Genomic DNA, 19,242 nt, shown 5'->3' with positions numbered 1-19,242 from the left:
CGGCGCGTCGCCTATCCTTTTCCTCATTCTCACTGTCTTCGCTGCCTGTGAAAGCCATCACCTCGCGGGACAATCCGCTCTACAAGCGCCTTAAGGCGCTGGCCGGCTCGACGCATCAGCAGCGTCGCAGCGGCCACGCGCTGCTCGAAGGCTTCCATCTCGCGAGCGCCTATCTCGACGTCGCCGGGCAGCCGGAAATGTGCGTCGTGACCGAGGGTGCGTTGCGTCACGACGAAGCGCAGGCCATCGTGTCGCGCATCGACGAGCACCGCATCGTCACGCTGCCGGATGCGTTGTTCGGGCAGTTGTCGAACGTTGTGCATGGTGTGGGAATTCTGTTGCTGGTCGAGAAGCTCGACACGCAGCTGCCGGACAAGGTCGCGCAGACCTGCCTCGTGCTCGACGGCGTGCAGGACGCCGGCAACGTCGGTTCGATTCTGCGCAGCGCGGCGGCCGCCGGGATTCAGCAAGTGTTTTGCGCACCGGGCACGGCTTACGCATGGTCGTCGAAGGTTCTGCGCTCCGGCATGGGCGCGCATTTCCTGCTGAAAATCCACGAGGATGTCGAGCCACGGGGGTTGATCGAGCGCCTTGCGGTGCCCGTCGTCATCACGGATTCGCACGGCGCCGAGGCGATCTACGATTGCGATCTGAGCGGACCGCTCGCATGGGTGTTCGGCAACGAAGGAGCCGGCGTGTCGCAGACCTGGCGCGATGCAGTTTCGTTGCGGGTGACGATTCCTCAGCCGGGCGGCATGGAATCGCTCAATGTGGCGGCTGCGGCGGCTGTGTGTGTATTCGAACAATGCCGCCAGCAGCGCCGCGCATGAGCTTGCACTGACTTCAGTGTGAGGCCGCCTGCGCGGCCTCCTCAGCACCATGCACGCAGGTAAAGCTGGCCACGCTCAATAAGCCGGCCGGTCCAGCTTGATCTCCTGCAGGATCGTCGTCGCGATCTCCTCGATCGACTTATGCGTCGACGACAGCCACTTGATTCCCTCACGCCGCATCATGGCTTCAGCTTCATTGATCTCGTAGCGGCAATTCTCCGGCGCGGCGTATTTGCTGCCCGGCCGGCGCTCGTTGCGAATCTCCGAAAGCCGCTGCGGATCGATCGATAAACCAAACATTTTCTGCCGATGCGCCAATAGCGGCGTAGGCAGCTTGCCGCGTTCGAAGTCTTCCGGAATCAGTGGATAGTTGGCCGCTTTCACCCCGTACTGCATGGCCAGATACAGGCTCGTCGGCGTTTTGCCGCTGCGCGAAACGCCGACCAGAATCACATCGGCATCGGCCAGATTGCGGTTCGATTGACCGTCGTCATGGGCGAGCGAGAAATTGATGGCCTCGATCCGGTTCTTGTATTCCTCGGTATCGGCGTTCTGGTGGCCGCGGCCCATCGCGTGGCTCGACTTGAGCTCCAGTTCCTGTTCGAGCGGCTCGACGAAGGTCTGGAACATGTCCAGTACGAGCGCATTCGAGCCTTTGACGATCTGATTCGAGGCACTGTCCACCAGCGTCGTGAAGACAATCGGACGGCGGCCGTCCTGTTGGGTCGCTTCGTTGATCTTTTCGAGCGTGACGTAGGCTTTTTCCGTCGAGTCGACGAAGGGCACGCGAACCAGGCGGAATTTCTGGTCGAACTGGGAGAGGATCGAATGCGCGAAGGTTTCGGCAGTGATCCCGGTACCGTCGGAGACGATGAATACGGTGGGCGGCATCAGTGGGGCTGGGGGAACGTGAGCGGGAAAAAGCGCTCGAATGAAACATCGCTGCATGGGCGTCGCTGCACGGTGGCTAACCGGAGGTTGCAGCGGCGTCATTTCAGCGCGCCGTGGGCACCGCAATTGCGTCCAGACGGTAGTAGGGCTTCGCGAGAACCTCGCAAGAACCCGTCAGCCGGTCCGGGGCGCGATTCGAGGCGCAATTCTCGTCCGACTGTCACATTTTGAGAGTCGGCACGGTAGAATAGCGGCAACCTGTTGGATAAGCAATTGCAGGCGATTGGCGTCTAACTCACCGTGAACGGTCGGTCAACGCCGCGCTTTGCGCCGGTAACTTGCGGCAAATTGAGAGATTTGGCTGGATCGATCGGTAATTTCGTCCATCCGCTTTCTACTCCGTGCATCTGGCGCTTTTGGGTCCGCGTGGCCATCGGCGGCGATTGCTTCTCCAACAGGTTGTGCAAGACGCGAGCTCACGCTTCCAATGGGCGTCTCGCGTTCAAGCCCACTTGCACAGCCGTGAATTTCTTTCACACTTAGGGGCTTGTATGACTAACGCAGTTACCGTCGCAAAGGAAGAGGCGTATGTAGTGCCGTTTGAGCAGTTGCGGATGACCGATGTGGAGATTGTCGGCGGCAAGAATGCGTCGCTGGGCGAGATGATCAGTCAGCTCGCCGGCGCGGGCGTTCGCGTGCCGACTGGCTTCGCCACCACGGCACTGGCTTTCCGCGACTTCTTGCATCACAACAATCTGACTGAACGCATCGCCAAACGCCTCGAAACGCTTGACGTCGACGACGTGAAGGCGCTCGCCGAAGCGGGCAAGGAAATCCGCCAATGGATCGTCGACGCGCCGCTGCAGCCGCGTCTCGAAGCGGATATCCGCGCGGGCTTCGACACCCTGCAAAACAGCTCGCCTGAAGAGTTGTCGTTTGCCGTGCGTTCGTCGGCAACGGCGGAAGACTTGCCGGACGCATCGTTCGCGGGTCAGCAGGAAAGCTATCTCAACGTGGTCGGCATCGACGAGGTGCTCGATCGTATGAAGCACGTGTTCGCGTCGCTGTATAACGACCGTGCCATCTCCTATCGCGTCCACAAGGGCTTCACTCACGCTGAAGTCGCGTTGTCCGCGGGCGTGCAGCGCATGGTGCGTTCGGACGTCGGCGCGGCAGGCGTGATGTTCACGCTGGACACGGAATCCGGCTTCAAGGACGCCGTCTTCATCACGTCGAGCTATGGCCTGGGCGAAACGGTCGTGCAGGGCGCCGTAAATCCGGACGAGTTTTACGTCTTCAAGACCACGCTTGCACAAGGCAAGTACCCGATTATCCGCCGCTCGATCGGCTCGAAGCTGATCAAGATGGAATTCACCAAGGCCGGCGAGCAAGGCCGCGTGAAGACCGTCGACGTCCCGCACGAGCAGCGCAACCGTTTTTCGATCACCGACGAAGACGTGATCGAACTCGCGAAATACGCCGTCATTATCGAAAAGCACTACGAGCGTCCGATGGACATCGAGTGGGGCAAGGACGGCCGCGACGGCAAGATCTTCATCCTGCAGGCACGTCCGGAAACGGTGAAGAGCCAGGCTACGGGCAAGGCCGAGCAGCGCTTCAAGCTGAAGGGCCAATCGAACGTGCTGGCTACCGGCCGCGCGATCGGCCAGAAGATCGGCGCGGGTCCGGTGCGCGTGATTCACGATCCGTCGGAAATGGACCGGGTACAGCCGGGCGACGTGCTGGTGGCCGACATGACCGACCCGAACTGGGAGCCGGTGATGAAGCGCGCATCCGCCATCGTCACGAACCGTGGCGGCCGGACCTGCCACGCGGCGATTATCGCGCGTGAGTTGGGCGTGCCGGCCGTGGTCGGCTGCGGCGATGCCACCGACGTGCTGAAGGAAGGCTCGCTCGTGACCGTGTCGTGCGCCGAAGGCGACGAAGGCAAGATCTATGACGGTCTGCTCGAAACCGAAGTCACCGAAGTGCAGCGCGGCGAACTGCCGCCGATTCCGGTGAAGATCATGATGAACGTCGGCAATCCGCAACTGGCCTTCGACTTCTCGCAACTGCCAAACGCAGGCGTGGGTCTGGCGCGGCTCGAATTCATCATCAACAACAACATCGGCGTTCATCCGAAGGCGATTCTCGAGTATCCGAACATCGATCAGGACCTGAAGAAGGCCGTGGAAAGCGTGGCGCGTGGCCATGCATCGCCGCGCGCGTTCTATGTCGACAAGCTGACCGAGGGTATCGCAACGATCGCGGCGGCGTTCTATCCGAAGCCCGTGATCGTGCGTCTGTCGGACTTCAAGTCGAACGAGTACAAGAAGCTGATCGGCGGTTCGCGCTACGAGCCGGACGAAGAAAACCCGATGCTGGGCTTCCGTGGCGCATCGCGTTACATCGCCGACGACTTCGCCGAAGCGTTCCAGATGGAATGCGTCGCGCTGAAGAAGGTGCGCGAGGAGATGGGCCTCGACAACGTCGAGATCATGGTGCCGTTCGTGCGCACGCTGAAGCAGGCGGAGCGCGTGGTCGGGCTGCTGGAGAAGTTCGGCCTGAAGCGCGGCGAGAAGGGCTTGCGCCTGATCATGATGTGCGAAGTGCCGTCGAACGCGATTCTCGCCGAAGAGTTCCTGCAATTCTTCGACGGCTTCTCGATCGGTTCGAACGACCTGACGCAGCTCACGCTCGGCCTCGACCGCGACTCGGGCATGGAACTGCTGGCAGTGGATTTCGACGAACGCGACCCGGCGGTGAAGTTCATGCTCAAGCGCGCGATTGAAACCTGCTTGCGTCTGAACAAGTACGTCGGTATCTGCGGCCAGGGTCCTTCGGATCATCCGGACTTCGCGCAGTGGCTGACCGATGAAGGCATCGCGTCGATCTCGCTGAACCCGGATTCGATCATCGAGACGTGGCAGCAACTGGCGAAATCGCTGAAGAAGTAATTGAGCGCCGGGCGCAGGCCCGATAAGCGGCTTGCATAAAGGGCGCTGCGGTACGTCAAAAGCACGTAAAAGCGTGCTGCACCGCCCGGTAATATGCACCCGCTTCGTGCTATAAACACCCCGGTAGATCCGGGGTGTTTTGCTTTGTGGAGATCAACATGGCGCCAGGTGGATTGTTCTGGTGGATCGGGGCCGGTGTGCTTGTCGTACTGGAGTTGATCAGCGGCACGTTCTATTTGCTGATGATCGCGTTGGGTTGCGTCGCGGCCGCGATTGCCCATATTGCAGGTGCCGCCGCCGATCTGCAGTTTGCGATTGCAGCCGTCGTGGCGCTGGCCGCGGTGCTACTGCTGAGGCGCTCGCGCTTCGGGCGCAGAACGCGCAAGGAGGCATCGAAGAACCCTGACGTCAATCTGGATATCGGCCAGACTCTGGCCGTGCCGGCGTGGCACGAGCACCGGGCGCGCGCCAATTACCGCGGCGCTGCCTGGGACGTCGAACTGGCCGCCGGCGAGCCCGAAGATGCGCAGCTTTATGAAATCGTCGAGATGCGCGGCAGTTGCCTTGTGGTTGTGGCCAGCCGGCAGGCGAAAACCAGGGTGACGGTGCACTGAGCGCGCACCCATGTCTGCACCAACGCGTGCACACAACGACGTACAACTATTCGAACTACGGACCGGAGGTCAGCAATGGACTCAACCATCGTCGCGGCGGTGCTTCTCGTTATCGTGATCGTGCTGGCGGCACAGACACTCAAGATCGTGCCGCAGCAGCATGCGTGGGTGCTGGAGCGGCTTGGCCGCTATCACCGTACGCTGACGCCGGGTTTGAGCTTTGCGTTTCCGTTCGTCGACCGGATCGCATACAAGCACATCCTCAAGGAAATCCCGCTCGAAGTGCCGAGCCAGGTGTGTATTACGCGCGACAACACGCAATTGCAGGTGGATGGCGTGCTGTATTTCCAGGTCACCGATCCCATGAAGGCGTCGTACGGTTCGAGCAACTTCGTGTTCGCGATTACGCAGTTGTCGCAGACCACGCTGCGTTCGGTGATCGGCAAGCTCGAGCTCGACAAGACGTTCGAGGAGCGTGATTTCATCAACCACAGCATCGTGTCGTCGCTCGACGAAGCCGCCTCGAACTGGGGCGTCAAGGTGCTGCGCTACGAGATCAAGGACCTGACGCCGCCAAAGGAAATTCTCCACGCAATGCAGGCACAGATCACCGCCGAGCGCGAAAAGCGCGCGCTGATCGCGGCATCCGAAGGGCGTAAGCAGGAGCAGATCAATATCGCGTCCGGTGGCCGCGAGGCGGCGATCCAGAAATCCGAGGGCGAACGGCAGGCGGCGATCAATCAGGCGCAAGGGCAGGCGTCGGCGATTCTGGCGGTGGCCGAGGCTAACTCGCAGGCGATTCAGAAAATCGCTGCGGCGATCCAGTCGAACGGCGGGATGGAGGCCGTGAACCTGAAAGTGGCCGAGCAGTACGTGAACGCGTTCGGCAACCTGGCCAAGCAGGGCACTACACTGATCGTGCCGGGCAACCTGGCGGATATGAGTTCGATGATCGCCTCGGCGCTAACGATCGTGAACAAGGGCAAGGGCGCGACCGACGTGCGCTGATTCAGGTTTGCTGCAGCCAAAAAAATAGCCCGCAGAAGCGGGCTATTTTTATTGGAGCGTCGCGCTCACGATTGCGACGGCGAACGCATCAGGCGCGCCTTCTCGCGTTCCCAGTCGCGCTTCTTTTCCGTCTCGCGCTTGTCGTGCTGCTTCTTGCCCTTGGCCAAGCCGATTTCGCATTTGACCCGGCCGCCCTTGTAGTGGAAGTTCAGCGGCACGAGCGTGTAGCCGCGCTGCTCGACTTTGCCGATCAGTTTGCTGATTTCCTCGCTATGCAGCAGCAGCTTGCGCGTGCGCACCGGGTCCGGGTGGATGTGGGTCGAGGCTTCGGGCAGCGGGCTGATGTGCGTGCCGATCAGGAACAGTTCGTTGTTCTTGATCACCACGTAGCCTTCCTTGATCTGGCCACGCCCGGCGCGCAGGGCTTTGACCTCCCATCCTTCGAGCACGAGCCCCGCTTCGTAGCGTTCTTCGACCGAATAGTCGTAGAAGGCTTTTCTGTTGTCTATGATGCTCATGAATGGAAAGTGCCCAACTCGTTTAAAATCACGATTTTAGCAAAGCGGGGCGAGGAAAGCCCGCGGCGCTTGCCCACCCTTGCCACGCGCTGTTCAATTTATGGCAGATGTCCAGAAAACCGTGTTGATCCGCCATTCGGCGGAACAGATGTTCGACCTCGTTACCGACGTCGCCGATTACCCCAACTTCCTGCCTTGGTGCGGGGGTGTCGAAATTCGCCGCCAGGACGAAACCGGCATGGAGGCGAAGATCGATATCAACTTCAAGGGCATCAAGCAGCATTTCGCCACCCGCAACAGCATGGAGCGGCCCACGCGCATCGATATGGAGTTCGCTGACGGCCCGTTTCGCAAGTTCACCGGCTTCTGGCGTTTCACGCCGTTGCGGGCGGATGCCTGCAAGATCGAATTCGCGTTGCATTACGAATTCACCAACATCATTCTCGAGAAGATCATTGGGCCGGTGTTCAGCCACATTGCCAACACCTTCGTCGAATCGTTCGTGAAGCGCGCCGATCAGCGCTACGGTAAGGCATGAGCGCGCGCTTGTCGATTGAAGTCTGCTACGCGCTCGCCAATGAGCAGACGCTGATCGCCGTGGACTTGCCGGAAGGCGCCACGCTGCAGCAGGCGCTCGACGCAAGCGGCATCTTGCAGCGTTACCCGCAGATCGATCTGGGCACGCAGAAAGTAGGCGTGTTCGGTAAGCTCAAGCCGTTGGATACCGTGCTCGCCGACCATGATCGCGTCGAGATTTATCGGCCGCTGCTGGTGGATCCGAAGCTCTCGCGTCAACGGCGCGTCGAAAAGACGCGCAAAGCGGGTTCAATCGAAGGGCGCCGCTGGCAGAACAAGGATTCGCGTTAGCGTGCCAATGCGCTAGTGCGCGGACGGCTGCGCCTTGTCCTCGATCGATACGGTGCCGGACGCACCGCCGTCCGCATGCTGGCGCACCGACCAGCACACCCCCGCCACCAGCAGCAGGATCGCCGCCGTTTCCAGTGGGCGTGGCAGGCGCTGGTCGTAGATGAACGCGTAGAGCAGCGCGAAGAGCGTTTCGAACACGATCATCTGGCCGGACAGGGTCAGCGGCAGCCGCTTCGACGCGGCATTCCACAATCCGTTGCCAAGCCATGAAGCGCCGACCGCGAGGCCCAGATTCAGCATCCAGAAGGTATGCCAGCGCGCGTCGCCGAGTGGCGCCTGCAGGGCGCCGGACGGCATGATGGCGACTACCAGCCACAATGCCGCGCCGAGCGCGCCGGTCACCACACCCCATAACACCGACCACTCGTTACCGCTGAAATGCGTCTGGCGCTGCAGGTAGCGGGCGTTTTCGACGGCAAACCACGTCCAGCAGGCGAGCGCGCCGACCGCGCAGGCGAGGCCGAGGAGTTTTGTCGCGATACTCACGGGCGTGCTGTCCGCGACCGTGAAGACGTCGATGTTGATGCAGGCGATGCCGGCCACCACCAGGCAAAGAGGCCATGCTAGGCGGGCGAGCGGCACGGCGCCGTGATCGCGCCGGCCGAGCAGCGTCACCGTGACCGGCAACACGCCGACGATCAGCGAGGCTGGCGCGATGCCGATCATATGGACCGCTGCGGTCAGCAGCAGGTAGTAGAGCAGGTTGCCCGCCAGCGCCAGTTTGACCAGCGCGCCGAGGTCCTCCCGGGTCAGGCGTTTGACCAGCGAGCGTGCCATCGGCAGCGCGGCGGCCAGCGAGACGATGCCGTACATCGTGTAGCGGCCGGCGCTCAGCAGCAGCGGCGAAAAATCGGGCAGCACGCGCGGCACCAGAAACACCATGCCCCATAAGGCCCCGGCCATTACTCCATATGCCACACCGCGCTGCATTGACTGCCCCTGCAAGAAAACTGGAATGGTCGGCAGAATAGCCGTTTGGCGGGCGGGGCGTCTTGTTTGATTCTGCATTCCAGCGGTTTATCCGGCGTTTTCAGCCGCCTTTTAGCTTCCGGGCGGTGGCCCGGGGGCGTGGGGGCCTGTCAAATTGCCGCGCATTCGAGCCGTGTGGCGTCTCCATGCACCCGAACGCGCAAACGAAACCGGATCGAACTCGAGGCGAACCCGGAACCGAAATCGGAAGGGGTAAAGTCGTGAAAAAAATCCCCCGAAATTCGCTAAGCTGCTGTTAGTGCAGTGAAAACCGGGGAGGTATCGCGTATAATTCGCTTTTGCGCCTATAGGATTTGCCATGCGTCTGATCCAAACAGCACTCACGTTCGATGACGTGCTCCTCGTCCCGGCTTTCTCCGATGTTCTGCCGCGCGACACCAGCCTCAAGACCCGGCTGACCCGCAACATCTCCCTGAATATGCCGCTCGTGTCCGCCGCCATGGACACCGTCACCGAAGCCCGTCTCGCGATCGCGATGGCGCAAATGGGTGGCGTGGGCATCATCCACAAGAATCTCACGGCAGCCGAGCAGGCGCGTGAGGTTGCCAAGGTCAAGCGCTTCGAATCGGGCGTCGTACGCGATCCGATCACCGTGCCGCCGCAAATGAAGGTTCGCGACGTCATTGCGCTGTCACGCCAGCATGGCATTTCGGGCTTCCCGGTCGTCGAAGGCGCGCAACTGGTCGGCATCGTCACGAACCGCGACTTGCGTTTTGAAGAGCGTCTGGACGAACCGGTGCGCAACATCATGACGCCGCGCGAGCGTCTCGTCACCGTCAAGGAAGGCACGCCGCTCGCCGAAGCCAAGGCGCTGATGCACAGCCACCGCCTTGAGCGCGTGCTGGTCATCAACGACGCATTCGAACTGCGCGGCCTGATGACCGTCAAGGACATTACCAAGCAAACCGAGCACCCGGACGCGTGTAAAGACGAGCACGGCAAGCTGCGCGCGGGCGCGGCGGTCGGCGTGGGCGAAGACAATGAAGAACGCGTCGAGCTGCTGGTGCAGGCGGGCGTCGACGTCATCGTGGTCGACACGGCGCATGGTCACAGCAAGGGCGTGCTCGAGCGCGTTCGCTGGGTCAAGCAGAACTTCCCGCACGTCGAGGTGATCGGCGGCAACATCGCCACGGCCGCGGCGGCCAAGGCGCTGGTCGAATATGGCGCGGACGGCGTGAAGGTCGGTATCGGCCCGGGCTCGATCTGCACGACGCGGATCGTGGCCGGTGTGGGCGTGCCGCAGGTCACGGCGATTTCGAACGTGTCGGAAGCGCTGAAGGGCACCGGCGTGCCGGTTATCGCCGACGGTGGCGTGCGCTTCTCGGGCGACGTCAGCAAGGCGCTGGCCGCCGGCGCGAATTCCGTGATGATGGGCAGCATGTTCGCCGGCACCGAAGAAGCGCCGGGCGACGTGTTCCTGTTCCAGGGCCGTCAATACAAGTCGTACCGTGGCATGGGCTCGGTCGGCGCGATGAAGGACGGCGCTGCAGACCGCTACTTCCAGGACAATTCCGCGAATATCGACAAGCTGGTGCCGGAAGGTATCGAAGGCCGCGTCGCCTACAAGGGCTCGGTCAACGCGATCCTGTTCCAGCTGATCGGCGGCGTGCGCGCCAGCATGGGCTACTGCGGCTGCCGCACCATCGCGGAGATGAACGACAAGGCCGAGTTCGTGCAGATCACGGGCGCGGGCTTGCGCGAGTCGCATGTGCATGACGTGCAGATCACCAAGGAAGCGCCCAACTACCACGTGGACTAAATGCCAATGAAGCCATTGCTGCGCGCTGTACTCATCCTCGATGCATTGTTACTGCTTGCGTTCGGCGTGCTGTTTCTGCTGACGCCCTGGACTTCGTTGTACAACGCGCTGCAACTGGCGCAAACCCAGCCGGCTCTGGTCGGCCAGGGGTTTGGCGTAGCGCTGATCGGGCTCGCGTGGCTCGCTTTGCACGCGTCGATCGACGGCGCGCTCACGTCGACGGTCGCCAAGGTTGTCGGCCATGTGAACTGGCTGACCGGCGTGCTGATGCTGGTCTGGCTGCTCGGGCTGCATACGCCGGCGCTGACCGGCTTCGGGCAGATCATCGCCGTGCTGACCGGTGTCGTGCTGCTGGTGGTGGGCTTGGGCGGTGTGCGTCTGTCGGGCGCGGTGCGGCGGCGTGAAAAGCTGCGGCTGGTTGAAGCCGCTGCCGCCGAACGTGCCGAAAAGCAGGCCGCGAAAGATGCCGCCAAAGACGCTGCCAACAGGCGCGACGCCGGTCGCGTGACGGCGGAGCCGGTCTATCGCGCCGAGCCGGTCGTAGAGCCCGTTATGCCGGTCACACGGCCTGTGAGTCCTGTATCGGCTGTGCCGGTCTACCCGTCGGTCGACGAACCGGGTCTGACGGCCTCTGAACGCGCCGCACGGGCTGAGGCAGCCGCAGCGCGGGACGACGCGCGCAACGCCGCAGCCGATGCGCCTGGTGCGCCCCGGCCGCCGTTTCATGGCTGACGCGCCAAGCGCCAGAACGCCTGCCGAAGCAACCGGATTCCGTTCGCGCGCGCCGCAGGCAGGTGCCTGCGGTGCTGAACGCTGCAGCGCGCGTCATCGCTACGCTTCATATTCGATGGTCCTTACGTGGACTGCTTTGAATTCAACGCCGCGTTTCTTGCGCGGTATCCCGTATCCGTTCACTTTTGACTCCGTCCGCTGCCATGCATGACAAGATCCTGATCCTCGACTTCGGTTCGCAAGTCACCCAACTGATTGCACGTCGCGTTCGCGAAGCCAACGTGTACTCGGAAATTCATCCGTACGACGTCGATGCGTCGTTCATTCGCGATTTCGCGCCGAAGGGCGTGATTCTCTCCGGCGGCCCGAGCTCGGTCACCGAAGCGGATACGCCGCGCGTGCCGCAAGTGGTGTTCGAACTCGGCGTGCCCGTGCTGGGCATTTGCTACGGCATGCAGGCGATGGCCGAGCAGCTCGGCGGCAAGGTCGATATCGGCCACCTGCGTGAGTTCGGCTATGCCGAAGTGCGCGCACGCAACCATACGAGCCTGCTCGAAGGCATCAGCGACTTCACCACGCCGGAAGGTCACGGCATGTTGAAGGTGTGGATGAGCCACGGCGACAAGGTGCTGGAAATGCCGCAGGGCTTCAAGCTGATGGCGTCGACGGAATCGTGCCCGATCGCGGCGATGGCTGACGAAGCGCGTCATTTCTACGGTTTGCAATGGCATCCGGAAGTGACGCACACCGTGCAGGGCCGCGCGATGCTCGAACGCTTCGTGCTGCAGATTTGCGGCGCGAACCCTGACTGGGAAATGGGTCATTACATCGACGAAGCCGTCGCGAAGATTCGCGAGCAGGTGGGTAACGAGCACGTGATTCTGGGTTTGTCGGGCGGCGTGGATTCGTCGGTGGCGGCGGCGCTGTTGCATCGCGCGATTGGCGATCAGCTGACCTGCGTGTTCGTCGATCACGGCCTGCTGCGTTTGAACGAAGCCGAGCAGGTGATGGCAACGTTCGCTGAGAACCTTGGCGTCAAGGTGATCCACGTCGACGCGAGCGAAGTGTTTCTGTCGAAACTGGCGGGCGTGACCGATCCGGAAGCGAAGCGCAAGATCATCGGCGCGGAATTCGTCGAGGTGTTCCAGACTGAAGCCAACAAGCTGACCGACGCGAAGTGGCTCGCGCAAGGCACGATCTATCCGGACGTGATCGAATCGGCCGGCAAGGGCAAGAAGGCCACGCAGACCATCAAGAGCCACCACAACGTGGGCGGCCTGCCTGAGACGCTGAATCTGAAGCTGCTCGAACCGCTGCGTGAACTGTTCAAGGACGAGGTGCGCGAAATGGGCGTGAAGCTCGGTTTGCCGCCGGCCATGGTGTATCGTCATCCGTTCCCGGGCCCGGGTCTGGGTGTGCGGATTCTCGGCGAAGTGCGCCGCGATTTCACCGATCTGCTGCGTCGTGCGGACGCGATTTTCATCGAGACGCTGCGTACCTTTATCGACAAGGAAACCGGCAAGTCCTGGTATGACCTGACGAGTCAGGCGTTCGCGGTGTTTCTGCCAGTGAAGAGCGTCGGCGTGATGGGCGACGGACGGACTTATGAGTATGTCGTGGCGCTGCGCGCTGTGCAGACGCTGGACTTCATGACCGCGCATTGGGCACATCTGCCGCACGAGTTGCTGGGGCATGTGTCGAACCGCATCATTAATGAAGTGCGTGGGATTAACCGGGTGGTTTATGACATCTCGGGGAAGCCGCCGGCGACGATTGAGTGGGAATGATTGGACGTCAGGTACGTACCGGTAGGACCTCGCAATAAAACTCACCTAAGCCCGCGTCGCAGCGGGCTTTTTTCATTTTTTTCCTACTCGATTCACGGACGGCAGGAGACGCTAACGTATCTGGCGATACGGTGTTGGCGAATCTCTCCCGGCGGCGATCGGTTGCCTGACGCGATTTCGATTCGTCCATGAGCGGGGCTGGACATCCCGGTACGTTCCCGCGCCGTTCACACTGCGGCCACGCAGTCGATTTCGATATCGAAGCGGCCGGGCCACGCCGGTACGTTGACAAAAATCCGTGCCGGGGGCTGCGTACCGAAAAAGCGCGCATAGATCTCGTTGACTACCGGAAACTGCTCGACCGACGTGCAGTACACATTGCACTTGAGCACCTGATCCAGTGACGAGCCCGCCGTTTCCACGCACAGCTTCAGCTGTTCGAGCACGCGCTGCGTCTGCTGTTCGATCGGTGCGTCGAGCACTTCGCCGGTCTGTGGATCGAACGGCGGCAGGCCGGACACGTAAAGCGTGTCGCCGTGGCGGGTCACCACGGAGGTCGGTGCTTTCCAGCGTTCGAGCCAGCTCGACAGCGGTTCGACACGAATGATTTCTCGAGCCATCTGATGCTCCTTCAATGCAAAAAAGATAAGAGGGGATAACGCGTCTCACGCATCGCCGGAGAACAGCGCATTGAGCTGCGCACCGGATGAAGCGTTGCCGAAGCCGTCGAAACGCCCTTGCGAAAGCGCCTGCGCGGCGTGCATGAAACCACCCCACGCGGCCCGCGCGAGCGCGCCGCCGACACTCACGCGGCGCACGCCGAGCGCAGCCAGGTCCTGCAGCGTGAACGTCGAGTTCGCGCCGATCAACACGTTCACGGGCTTGGGCGCCACCGCTGCCACCACGGCCTCGATCTCCTCGCGTGTACGGATGCCGGGCGCGTAAAGGCAGTCCGCGCCAGCCGCCGCATACGCCTTCAGTCGCGCGATCGTGTCGTCGAGATCGGGCACGCCGACGAAGAAATTTTCCGCGCGGCCGACCAGCAGCGTGTCGCCGCCATTCTCGTCGATCGCGCGACGGGCCGCTTCGAGTCGCGCCACCGCAACCTCGAGCGGAAACAGCGGCGCGGCGGCGTTGCCGGTGGAGTCTTCGATCGACAGTCCCGCCACGCCGGTTGCGACCGCGAGCTTCACGCTTGCGGCCGCATCGGCCGGACTCTCACCGAAGCCGTTCTCGAAGTCCGCGTTGACGGGCAGGTCGGTCGCGTCGACCATCGCGCGCAGATGGACAAGAATGGATTCCCGGCTCACTCGATTGTCGGCGTGGCCGGTCGACCATGCATATCCCGAACTCGTGGTCGCGATGGCCTCGAAGCCCAGGCTGGCGAGATAACGAGCGCTGCCGGCGTCCCACGGGTTGGGCAGCACGAAGCAGCCGGTCGCGTGCAGGGTTCGGAACGCGGCGCGCTTTTCAGCGATGGTGCGTGACATGACAGGCTCCTGATGAATGAAGAGCCCTTGCGGGCTCCCGAATGCGTTCAGACGACTTCCTCATCGACCACGGGAAAATCGATTTCCGTATCGAAGGCGTTGTTGACGAAATTCGTCAGCAGAAACTGCGCACTGAGCGCAATGATTTCGACGATGTTCGCATCGCTGTAACCCGCGGCGCGCACCGTATCGAGATCGCCTGTGGCCACCTTGCCGCGCGTTTCCACCAGCTTGCGCGCGAACGCGACCGCAGCCGCCACGCGCGGCGATTCGGATTCGCCGCGACGGTTGCGGCGGATTTCGTCGTCGGACAGGCCGACAAGCTGGCTCGCCACATAGCTGTGCGCGCTCAGGCAGTACTGGCAGCCATTGACCTGCGAGACGGCGAGCGCGATACCGTCGCGCGTTTTGACGTCGAGTGTCTTCGCGAGCGCGCCTTGCAGACTAGCCCAGCCGTTCAGCGCGTGCGGGCTTTGCGCCATGATGCGAAAGAGATTCGGCGTGAGCTTCAGCTGACGCGAGACGGCGTCGACGACGGCTTGCGACTCTGCGGGAATGGTCTGCGGAATGGCGATACGGCTCATGACGATGCTCCTGATCGGTTATGGACGGCGGTTCGTTGCTGCAGGAACAGAGGTTTCTGCATTGATACGCAGTCTAGGAGCGCTCGCCGTGCATAAGGTCCGGCAAACGTGCGCAAAAGTCCGCCGCTGCTGGAATGCGCACAACGCCGGCCTCGAGCGGGCGCACGCCGCCGGTCAGGAGTCGGACGATGTCCGGTACTCGGCCGGCCCGGTGCCGTAAATCTCGCGAAACGCGCGCATGAACGCGCCGCGACTCGTGTAACCCGCGTTGCGCGCCACCTGGTCGAGCGCAAGGTCGCCGGCACGCAACTGGGCGGCGGCCTGGCGCATGCGGATGTCGCGCAGCACCTGCATCGGCGCCCGGCCGAATGCCGCCGAGAAGCGCGCCATAAACGCCGAGCGGCTCAAATTGGCGATTTGCGCCAGACTCTCGACGGTGTGCGGCGCGGACGGCCGCGCGGTCATGTCGGCGAAGGCTCGCGCGATCTGCTGATCGCCGAGCAACGCGAAACGCTCCATCCAGAGCGCGCTGGTTTTCAGCGAGCGGCGTACCAGCGCAACGATCACCTGCTTGAGCAGCGCGCCCGACATCGCGCCGGCGCCGATTTCCTGCGCCATCAGTTCGTCGAACGCCGTGCGCAGATACATATCGAGCCGGTCGGCCGGATCGAACTGCTCGACGATCGGTGTCGAGAGCGTGTCGAAAAGATTGATCGAAGCGCCGAAAGCCGCATTGAAGTAACCGCAGATCATCACGGTCATGGGCTCTGTCGTGCCGGCGCGGAACCGGTTGATGGAATCGACGACGCGCTTGTGTTCGCGGCCGGAAACGAGAACCGGCGCGGTGCCCGCCCGTTTCGCGGGCACTTCGAGTTTCAGCGGATGATGCGGCGGCACGATCAGCAGCGTGTGCGGCGCAAGCGGAACCGTATCGGCGCCCGCGATATGCAGCAGGCCTTCGCCGGACAGAATGTAATGAATGCCCGGCGCGCCGTGGCCATCCAGTTCGAGCACGAAACCTTCGCTGACGAGGCATTCGGACAGGCCCAGCACGCGGATTTCGAGCAGTGCGATCAACTCATCCAGATGAGCGGAAGTGATGCGTCTGGACGGCAGCGTAGGGCTGGACATGTGGGCGAGAGACGGCCGTGATGTCGACCGGATCGAGAGGGACCGTCAATTGTCTCATGATGCGAAAGACCACCGTCAGACGTTGTAGCCGCCGTTTTGCGTCTTTCATGCAACAAGGTGCTGCCGCAGATACTCCGCGGTTCGGCTTTCCTTCACGCGCACGACCTGGTCCGGTGTGCCGCTCGCGACGATCTTGCCGCCGGCGTCGCCGGCGCCCGGACCGACGTCGACAACCCAGTCGCTTTGTGCGGCCACCCGCATGTCGTGCTCCACGACGACGACTGTGTTGCCGGCATCCACGAGTCCCTGGAGTTGCACCATCAACCGGTCGACGTCGGCGGGATGCAGGCCGGTGGTCGGTTCGTCGAGGATATACAGCGTGTCGCCGCGTTGCGCGCGTTGCAGTTCCGTGGCGAGCTTGATGCGCTGAGCCTCGCCGCCGGACAATTCGGTGGCGGGCTGACCCAGCCGCAGATAGCCGAGGCCGATGTCGCGCAGCACTTTCAGTGCGCGCATCACGCCGGCTTCGTCAGCGAAGAAATCGCAGGCGGCGTCGACAGTCAAGCCGAGCACCTCGGCGATGTTCTTGTCGCGCCATGTGACTTCGAGCGTCTGCGTGTTGTAGCGCGTGCCGTGACAGGTCGAGCAGGGCGCATAGACGCTCGGCAGGAACAGGAGTTCGACGCTGACGAAGCCTTCGCCTTCACACGTCGGGCAACGGCCTTGCGCAACATTGAACGAGAAGCGGCCCGCGCCGTAGCGGCGCTTGCGCGCCATTGGCGTGTCGGCGAACAGCTTGCGCACGTGGTCGAAGAGGCCGGTGTAGGTGGCGAGATTGGAACGCGGCGTGCGGCCGATCGGTTTCTGATCGACGCGCACGAGGCGTCGCAGCGCGTCCATGCCTTCGGCAATGTGCCCGCCCGTCGGCGCGCTCGCGGCCGCGAGCAACGGGTCCTGCTCGTCGTCGTCCGGGTTTTCAAAGACGCGTCCAAGGTGGCTAGCGACCAGTTCCGGCAACGCCTGGCTCACGAGGCTCGATTTGCCCGAGCCCGACACGCCGGTGACCGCAGTCAGGCAGCCGAGCGGAAACGCGGCGTCCAGCCCATGCAGATTGTTGCGCGTGATGCCGGCGAGCCGCAGCCAGCCGGCCGGTTTGCGGGTCGCGCGGGCGACGGGCGCGGGCGGCGCAAACAGATGCCGGCGCGTATGCGACGCTTCGACATTCGCGAGGCCGGCGGGCGGACCACTGTAGACCACATGGCCGCCGGCCTCACCGGCGGCGGGACCGACGTCGACGAGCCAGTCGGCGCGCCGCATCATCTGCAGATCATGTTCGACGACAAACAGCGAATTGCCCGCGGCCTTCAGGGTCTGCAGCGCGCTGAAGAGCGCCTCGCCATCCGCGGGGTGCAGGCCGGCCGATGGTTCGTCGAGTACATATACGACGCCGAACAACTGCGACGACAACTGCGTGGCGAGTCGCAAGCGCTGCAGCTCGCCGGATGACAGCGTCGGCGTACTGCGCTCCAGCGCGAGATAGCCCAGACCCAGGTCGACCAGAGTCGTCAGGCGTTCGAGCAACTCGGCTGCAATGCGTTGCGCGGCGACGCGTTTTTCCTCCGACAGGTTGGGCGTGCGCCGCACGTCGGGCGAGGCTTTATGCGCGGAACCGCCTGCGGCGATCCGCTTGTCGACGGCTTCGCGCATCGCGTTCCTGCTGAGTACGCTGCCTTTGCCGGCGTCTTTGCCCGAATGCGCTGCATCTGGCTCGGGCCATTGGCCGCGCGCGATCGGTTCGAGCATCTCGGCAAGCTTCGCCAGCGGCAGCTGGGAGAACGCGCCGATATCGAGCCCGGCGAATTTCACCGACAGCGCTTCCTTCTTGAGCCGCTTGCCATGACAGGTCGGACAGACGCTGCCAATCATGAATTGCGACACGCGCTTTTTCATCAGCGCGCTTTGCGTGTTCGCGAACGTGTGCAGCACATAGCGGCGTGCGCCGGTGAATGTCCCTTGATAGCTCGGTTCGTCCTTACGCTTGAGCGCGGCGCGCGTTTCTTTCGGCGTGAGTCCGGCGTAGACGGGCACGGTCGGTTGTTCGTCGGTGAAGAGAATCCAGTCGCGGTCTTTCTTGGGCAAATCGCGCCACGGTTTATCGACGTCGTAGCCAAGGGTCACCAGAATGTCGCGCAGGTTTTGTCCGTGCCACGCGGGCGGCCATGCGGCGATTGCGCGCTCGCGAATGGTCAGCGAGTCGTCGGGAACCATCGATTTTTCTGTGACCTCGTACACGCGGCCAAGTCCATGGCAAGTCGGACAGGCGCCTTGCACCGTGTTCGGCGAGAAATCCTCGGCGAACAGCATGGGCTGCTTCGGCGGGTAGTCGCCCGTGCGCGAATAGAGCATGCGCACGAGACTCGACAGCGTGGTCACGCTGCCAACCGAGGAGCGCGCGCTCGGCGTGCCGCGCTGCTGTTGCAATGCGACCGCGGGCGGCAGGCCTTCGATAGCGTCCACTTCGGGCACGCCGACCTGCTCGATCAGGCGCCGGGCATACGGCGCGACCGATTCGAAATAACGCCGTTGCGCTTCGGCGTACAAGGTGCCGAATGCCAGCGACGATTTGCCCGATCCGGACACGCCGGTAAAGACGACCAGCGCGTCACGCGGAATCTGGACATCGATGTTTTTCAGGTTGTGCTCGCGCGCGCCGCGCACCCGCACGAAGCCGGTGAAGGCGGCTTCCTCGGGCGGCGTCGAGCGAGCTTTTTGGGGGATGGCGTCCATATCGATGAGTGGCGAATCAGCCTGGCCCTGCGGCCAACGCTAGCGAAGCTGCACGGAGCATGCCCGACGGTCATCTGGCGATGATGCCGGTGAGCAGGGCGCACCCCCCCCCGTCAACCCGGAAACGACAGCCTAACACTGAAGCGCCTGTCCGGGCACAGAGTGAGAGCGGGGGAAGTCGTCCGTCGGTTGACACTGCGTGAGTATTTCGCTATTGTCTGACAACCTGATCAAATG

General features: G+C 62.8%; 17 protein-coding genes. 9 read left to right on the top strand and 8 right to left on the bottom strand.

Translation table 11 applies throughout. The features are described 5' to 3' along the window. Window positions 1–47 precede the first annotated feature (47 nt). Window positions 48–830 carry a TrmH family RNA methyltransferase gene (locus tag AC57B6_RS17365; RefSeq protein ID WP_252888074.1) on the top strand — a complete coding sequence of 261 codons (783 nt, stop codon included), beginning with the start codon at window positions 48–50 and terminating at the stop codon, window positions 828–830. 75 nt (window positions 831–905) lie between these two features. Here the strand turns inward: AC57B6_RS17365 and ppsR are convergent, their stop codons facing one another. Further along, complete coding sequence (gene ppsR / locus AC57B6_RS17360; RefSeq protein WP_028199358.1) at window positions 906–1,721, bottom strand: posphoenolpyruvate synthetase regulatory kinase/phosphorylase PpsR; 816 nt, start codon at window positions 1,719–1,721, stop codon at window positions 906–908. A 551-nt stretch (window positions 1,722–2,272) separates the two neighbouring features. Here ppsR and ppsA point away from each other — a divergent pair. From ppsA to AC57B6_RS17345, 3 genes are all read left to right on the top strand, one after another. Further along, the gene (ppsA, locus tag AC57B6_RS17355; protein WP_252888073.1) at window positions 2,273–4,678 is read left to right on the top strand and encodes a phosphoenolpyruvate synthase; all 2,406 of its coding nucleotides are present in this window, start codon (window positions 2,273–2,275) and stop codon (window positions 4,676–4,678) included. Between the two features lie 158 nt (window positions 4,679–4,836). Further along, on the top strand, window positions 4,837–5,292 hold the full coding sequence (locus tag AC57B6_RS17350) for an NfeD family protein (RefSeq protein ID WP_030102973.1): 456 nt from the start codon (window positions 4,837–4,839) through the stop codon (window positions 5,290–5,292). A 75-nt stretch (window positions 5,293–5,367) separates the two neighbouring features. Beyond that, complete coding sequence (locus AC57B6_RS17345) at window positions 5,368–6,300, top strand: SPFH domain-containing protein (protein ID WP_030102974.1); 933 nt, start codon at window positions 5,368–5,370, stop codon at window positions 6,298–6,300. Window positions 6,301–6,365: 65 nt separating this feature from the next. On the opposite strand, the gene smpB is transcribed toward AC57B6_RS17345, so the two are convergent. Continuing rightward, window positions 6,366–6,818 (bottom strand): SsrA-binding protein SmpB, encoded by a 453-nt coding sequence (gene smpB / locus AC57B6_RS17340; RefSeq protein ID WP_028199354.1) that lies wholly within the window; start codon window positions 6,816–6,818, stop codon window positions 6,366–6,368. Window positions 6,819–6,918: 100 nt separating this feature from the next. On the opposite strand from smpB, the gene AC57B6_RS17335 reads away from it, so the two are divergent. Both AC57B6_RS17335 and AC57B6_RS17330 read left to right on the top strand, forming a co-directional pair. Next, complete coding sequence (locus tag AC57B6_RS17335) at window positions 6,919–7,356, top strand: type II toxin-antitoxin system RatA family toxin (protein ID WP_028199353.1); 438 nt, start codon at window positions 6,919–6,921, stop codon at window positions 7,354–7,356. Further along, window positions 7,353–7,685, top strand: a complete 333-nt coding sequence (locus AC57B6_RS17330; protein WP_030102975.1) for an RnfH family protein — start codon at window positions 7,353–7,355, stop codon at window positions 7,683–7,685. The genes AC57B6_RS17335 and AC57B6_RS17330 overlap by 4 nt, the downstream gene beginning before the upstream one ends. A gap of 12 nt (window positions 7,686–7,697) precedes the next feature. On the opposite strand, the gene AC57B6_RS17325 is transcribed toward AC57B6_RS17330, so the two are convergent. Next, window positions 7,698–8,675 carry a DMT family transporter gene (locus tag AC57B6_RS17325; protein WP_496421783.1) on the bottom strand — a complete coding sequence of 326 codons (978 nt, stop codon included), beginning with the start codon at window positions 8,673–8,675 and terminating at the stop codon, window positions 7,698–7,700. A 358-nt stretch (window positions 8,676–9,033) separates the two neighbouring features. Here AC57B6_RS17325 and guaB point away from each other — a divergent pair, with 358 nt between their 5' ends. The 3 genes from guaB to guaA all read left to right on the top strand — a co-directional run bounded on the left by guaB (window position 9,034) and on the right by guaA (window position 13,013). Continuing rightward, window positions 9,034–10,494, top strand: a complete 1,461-nt coding sequence (gene guaB, locus AC57B6_RS17320; RefSeq protein WP_028199350.1) for an IMP dehydrogenase — start codon at window positions 9,034–9,036, stop codon at window positions 10,492–10,494. Between the two features lie 6 nt (window positions 10,495–10,500). After that, window positions 10,501–11,226 carry a hypothetical protein gene (locus AC57B6_RS17315; protein WP_496421800.1) on the top strand — a complete coding sequence of 242 codons (726 nt, stop codon included), beginning with the start codon at window positions 10,501–10,503 and terminating at the stop codon, window positions 11,224–11,226. A 203-nt stretch (window positions 11,227–11,429) separates the two neighbouring features. Next, complete coding sequence (guaA, locus tag AC57B6_RS17310; protein WP_496421782.1) at window positions 11,430–13,013, top strand: glutamine-hydrolyzing GMP synthase; 1,584 nt, start codon at window positions 11,430–11,432, stop codon at window positions 13,011–13,013. 227 nt (window positions 13,014–13,240) lie between these two features. Here guaA and AC57B6_RS17305 read toward each other — a convergent pair whose 3' ends face one another. From AC57B6_RS17305 to AC57B6_RS17285, 5 genes are all read right to left on the bottom strand, one after another. Continuing rightward, window positions 13,241–13,633, bottom strand: a complete 393-nt coding sequence (locus AC57B6_RS17305; protein WP_046568883.1) for a RidA family protein — start codon at window positions 13,631–13,633, stop codon at window positions 13,241–13,243. A 45-nt stretch (window positions 13,634–13,678) separates the two neighbouring features. After that, window positions 13,679–14,503 carry an isocitrate lyase/PEP mutase family protein gene (locus tag AC57B6_RS17300; RefSeq protein ID WP_496421781.1) on the bottom strand — a complete coding sequence of 275 codons (825 nt, stop codon included), beginning with the start codon at window positions 14,501–14,503 and terminating at the stop codon, window positions 13,679–13,681. A gap of 47 nt (window positions 14,504–14,550) precedes the next feature. Further along, the gene (locus tag AC57B6_RS17295) at window positions 14,551–15,087 is read right to left on the bottom strand and encodes a carboxymuconolactone decarboxylase family protein (RefSeq protein WP_028199345.1); all 537 of its coding nucleotides are present in this window, start codon (window positions 15,085–15,087) and stop codon (window positions 14,551–14,553) included. Window positions 15,088–15,261: 174 nt separating this feature from the next. Then, window positions 15,262–16,218 carry an AraC family transcriptional regulator gene (locus AC57B6_RS17290; protein ID WP_252888071.1) on the bottom strand — a complete coding sequence of 319 codons (957 nt, stop codon included), beginning with the start codon at window positions 16,216–16,218 and terminating at the stop codon, window positions 15,262–15,264. A gap of 105 nt (window positions 16,219–16,323) precedes the next feature. Then, window positions 16,324–19,005: an excinuclease ABC subunit UvrA gene (locus tag AC57B6_RS17285; protein WP_496421780.1), complete on the bottom strand. Its 2,682-nt coding sequence runs from the start codon at window positions 19,003–19,005 to the stop codon at window positions 16,324–16,326. Window positions 19,006–19,242 lie beyond the last annotated feature (237 nt).

This window comes from Paraburkholderia sp. BGA-UO-ETr-F12, assembly GCF_059567945.1.
The sequence above is the reverse complement of the archived record's forward strand: the minus strand, read 5'-3'. Positions and strand labels throughout refer to the sequence as shown.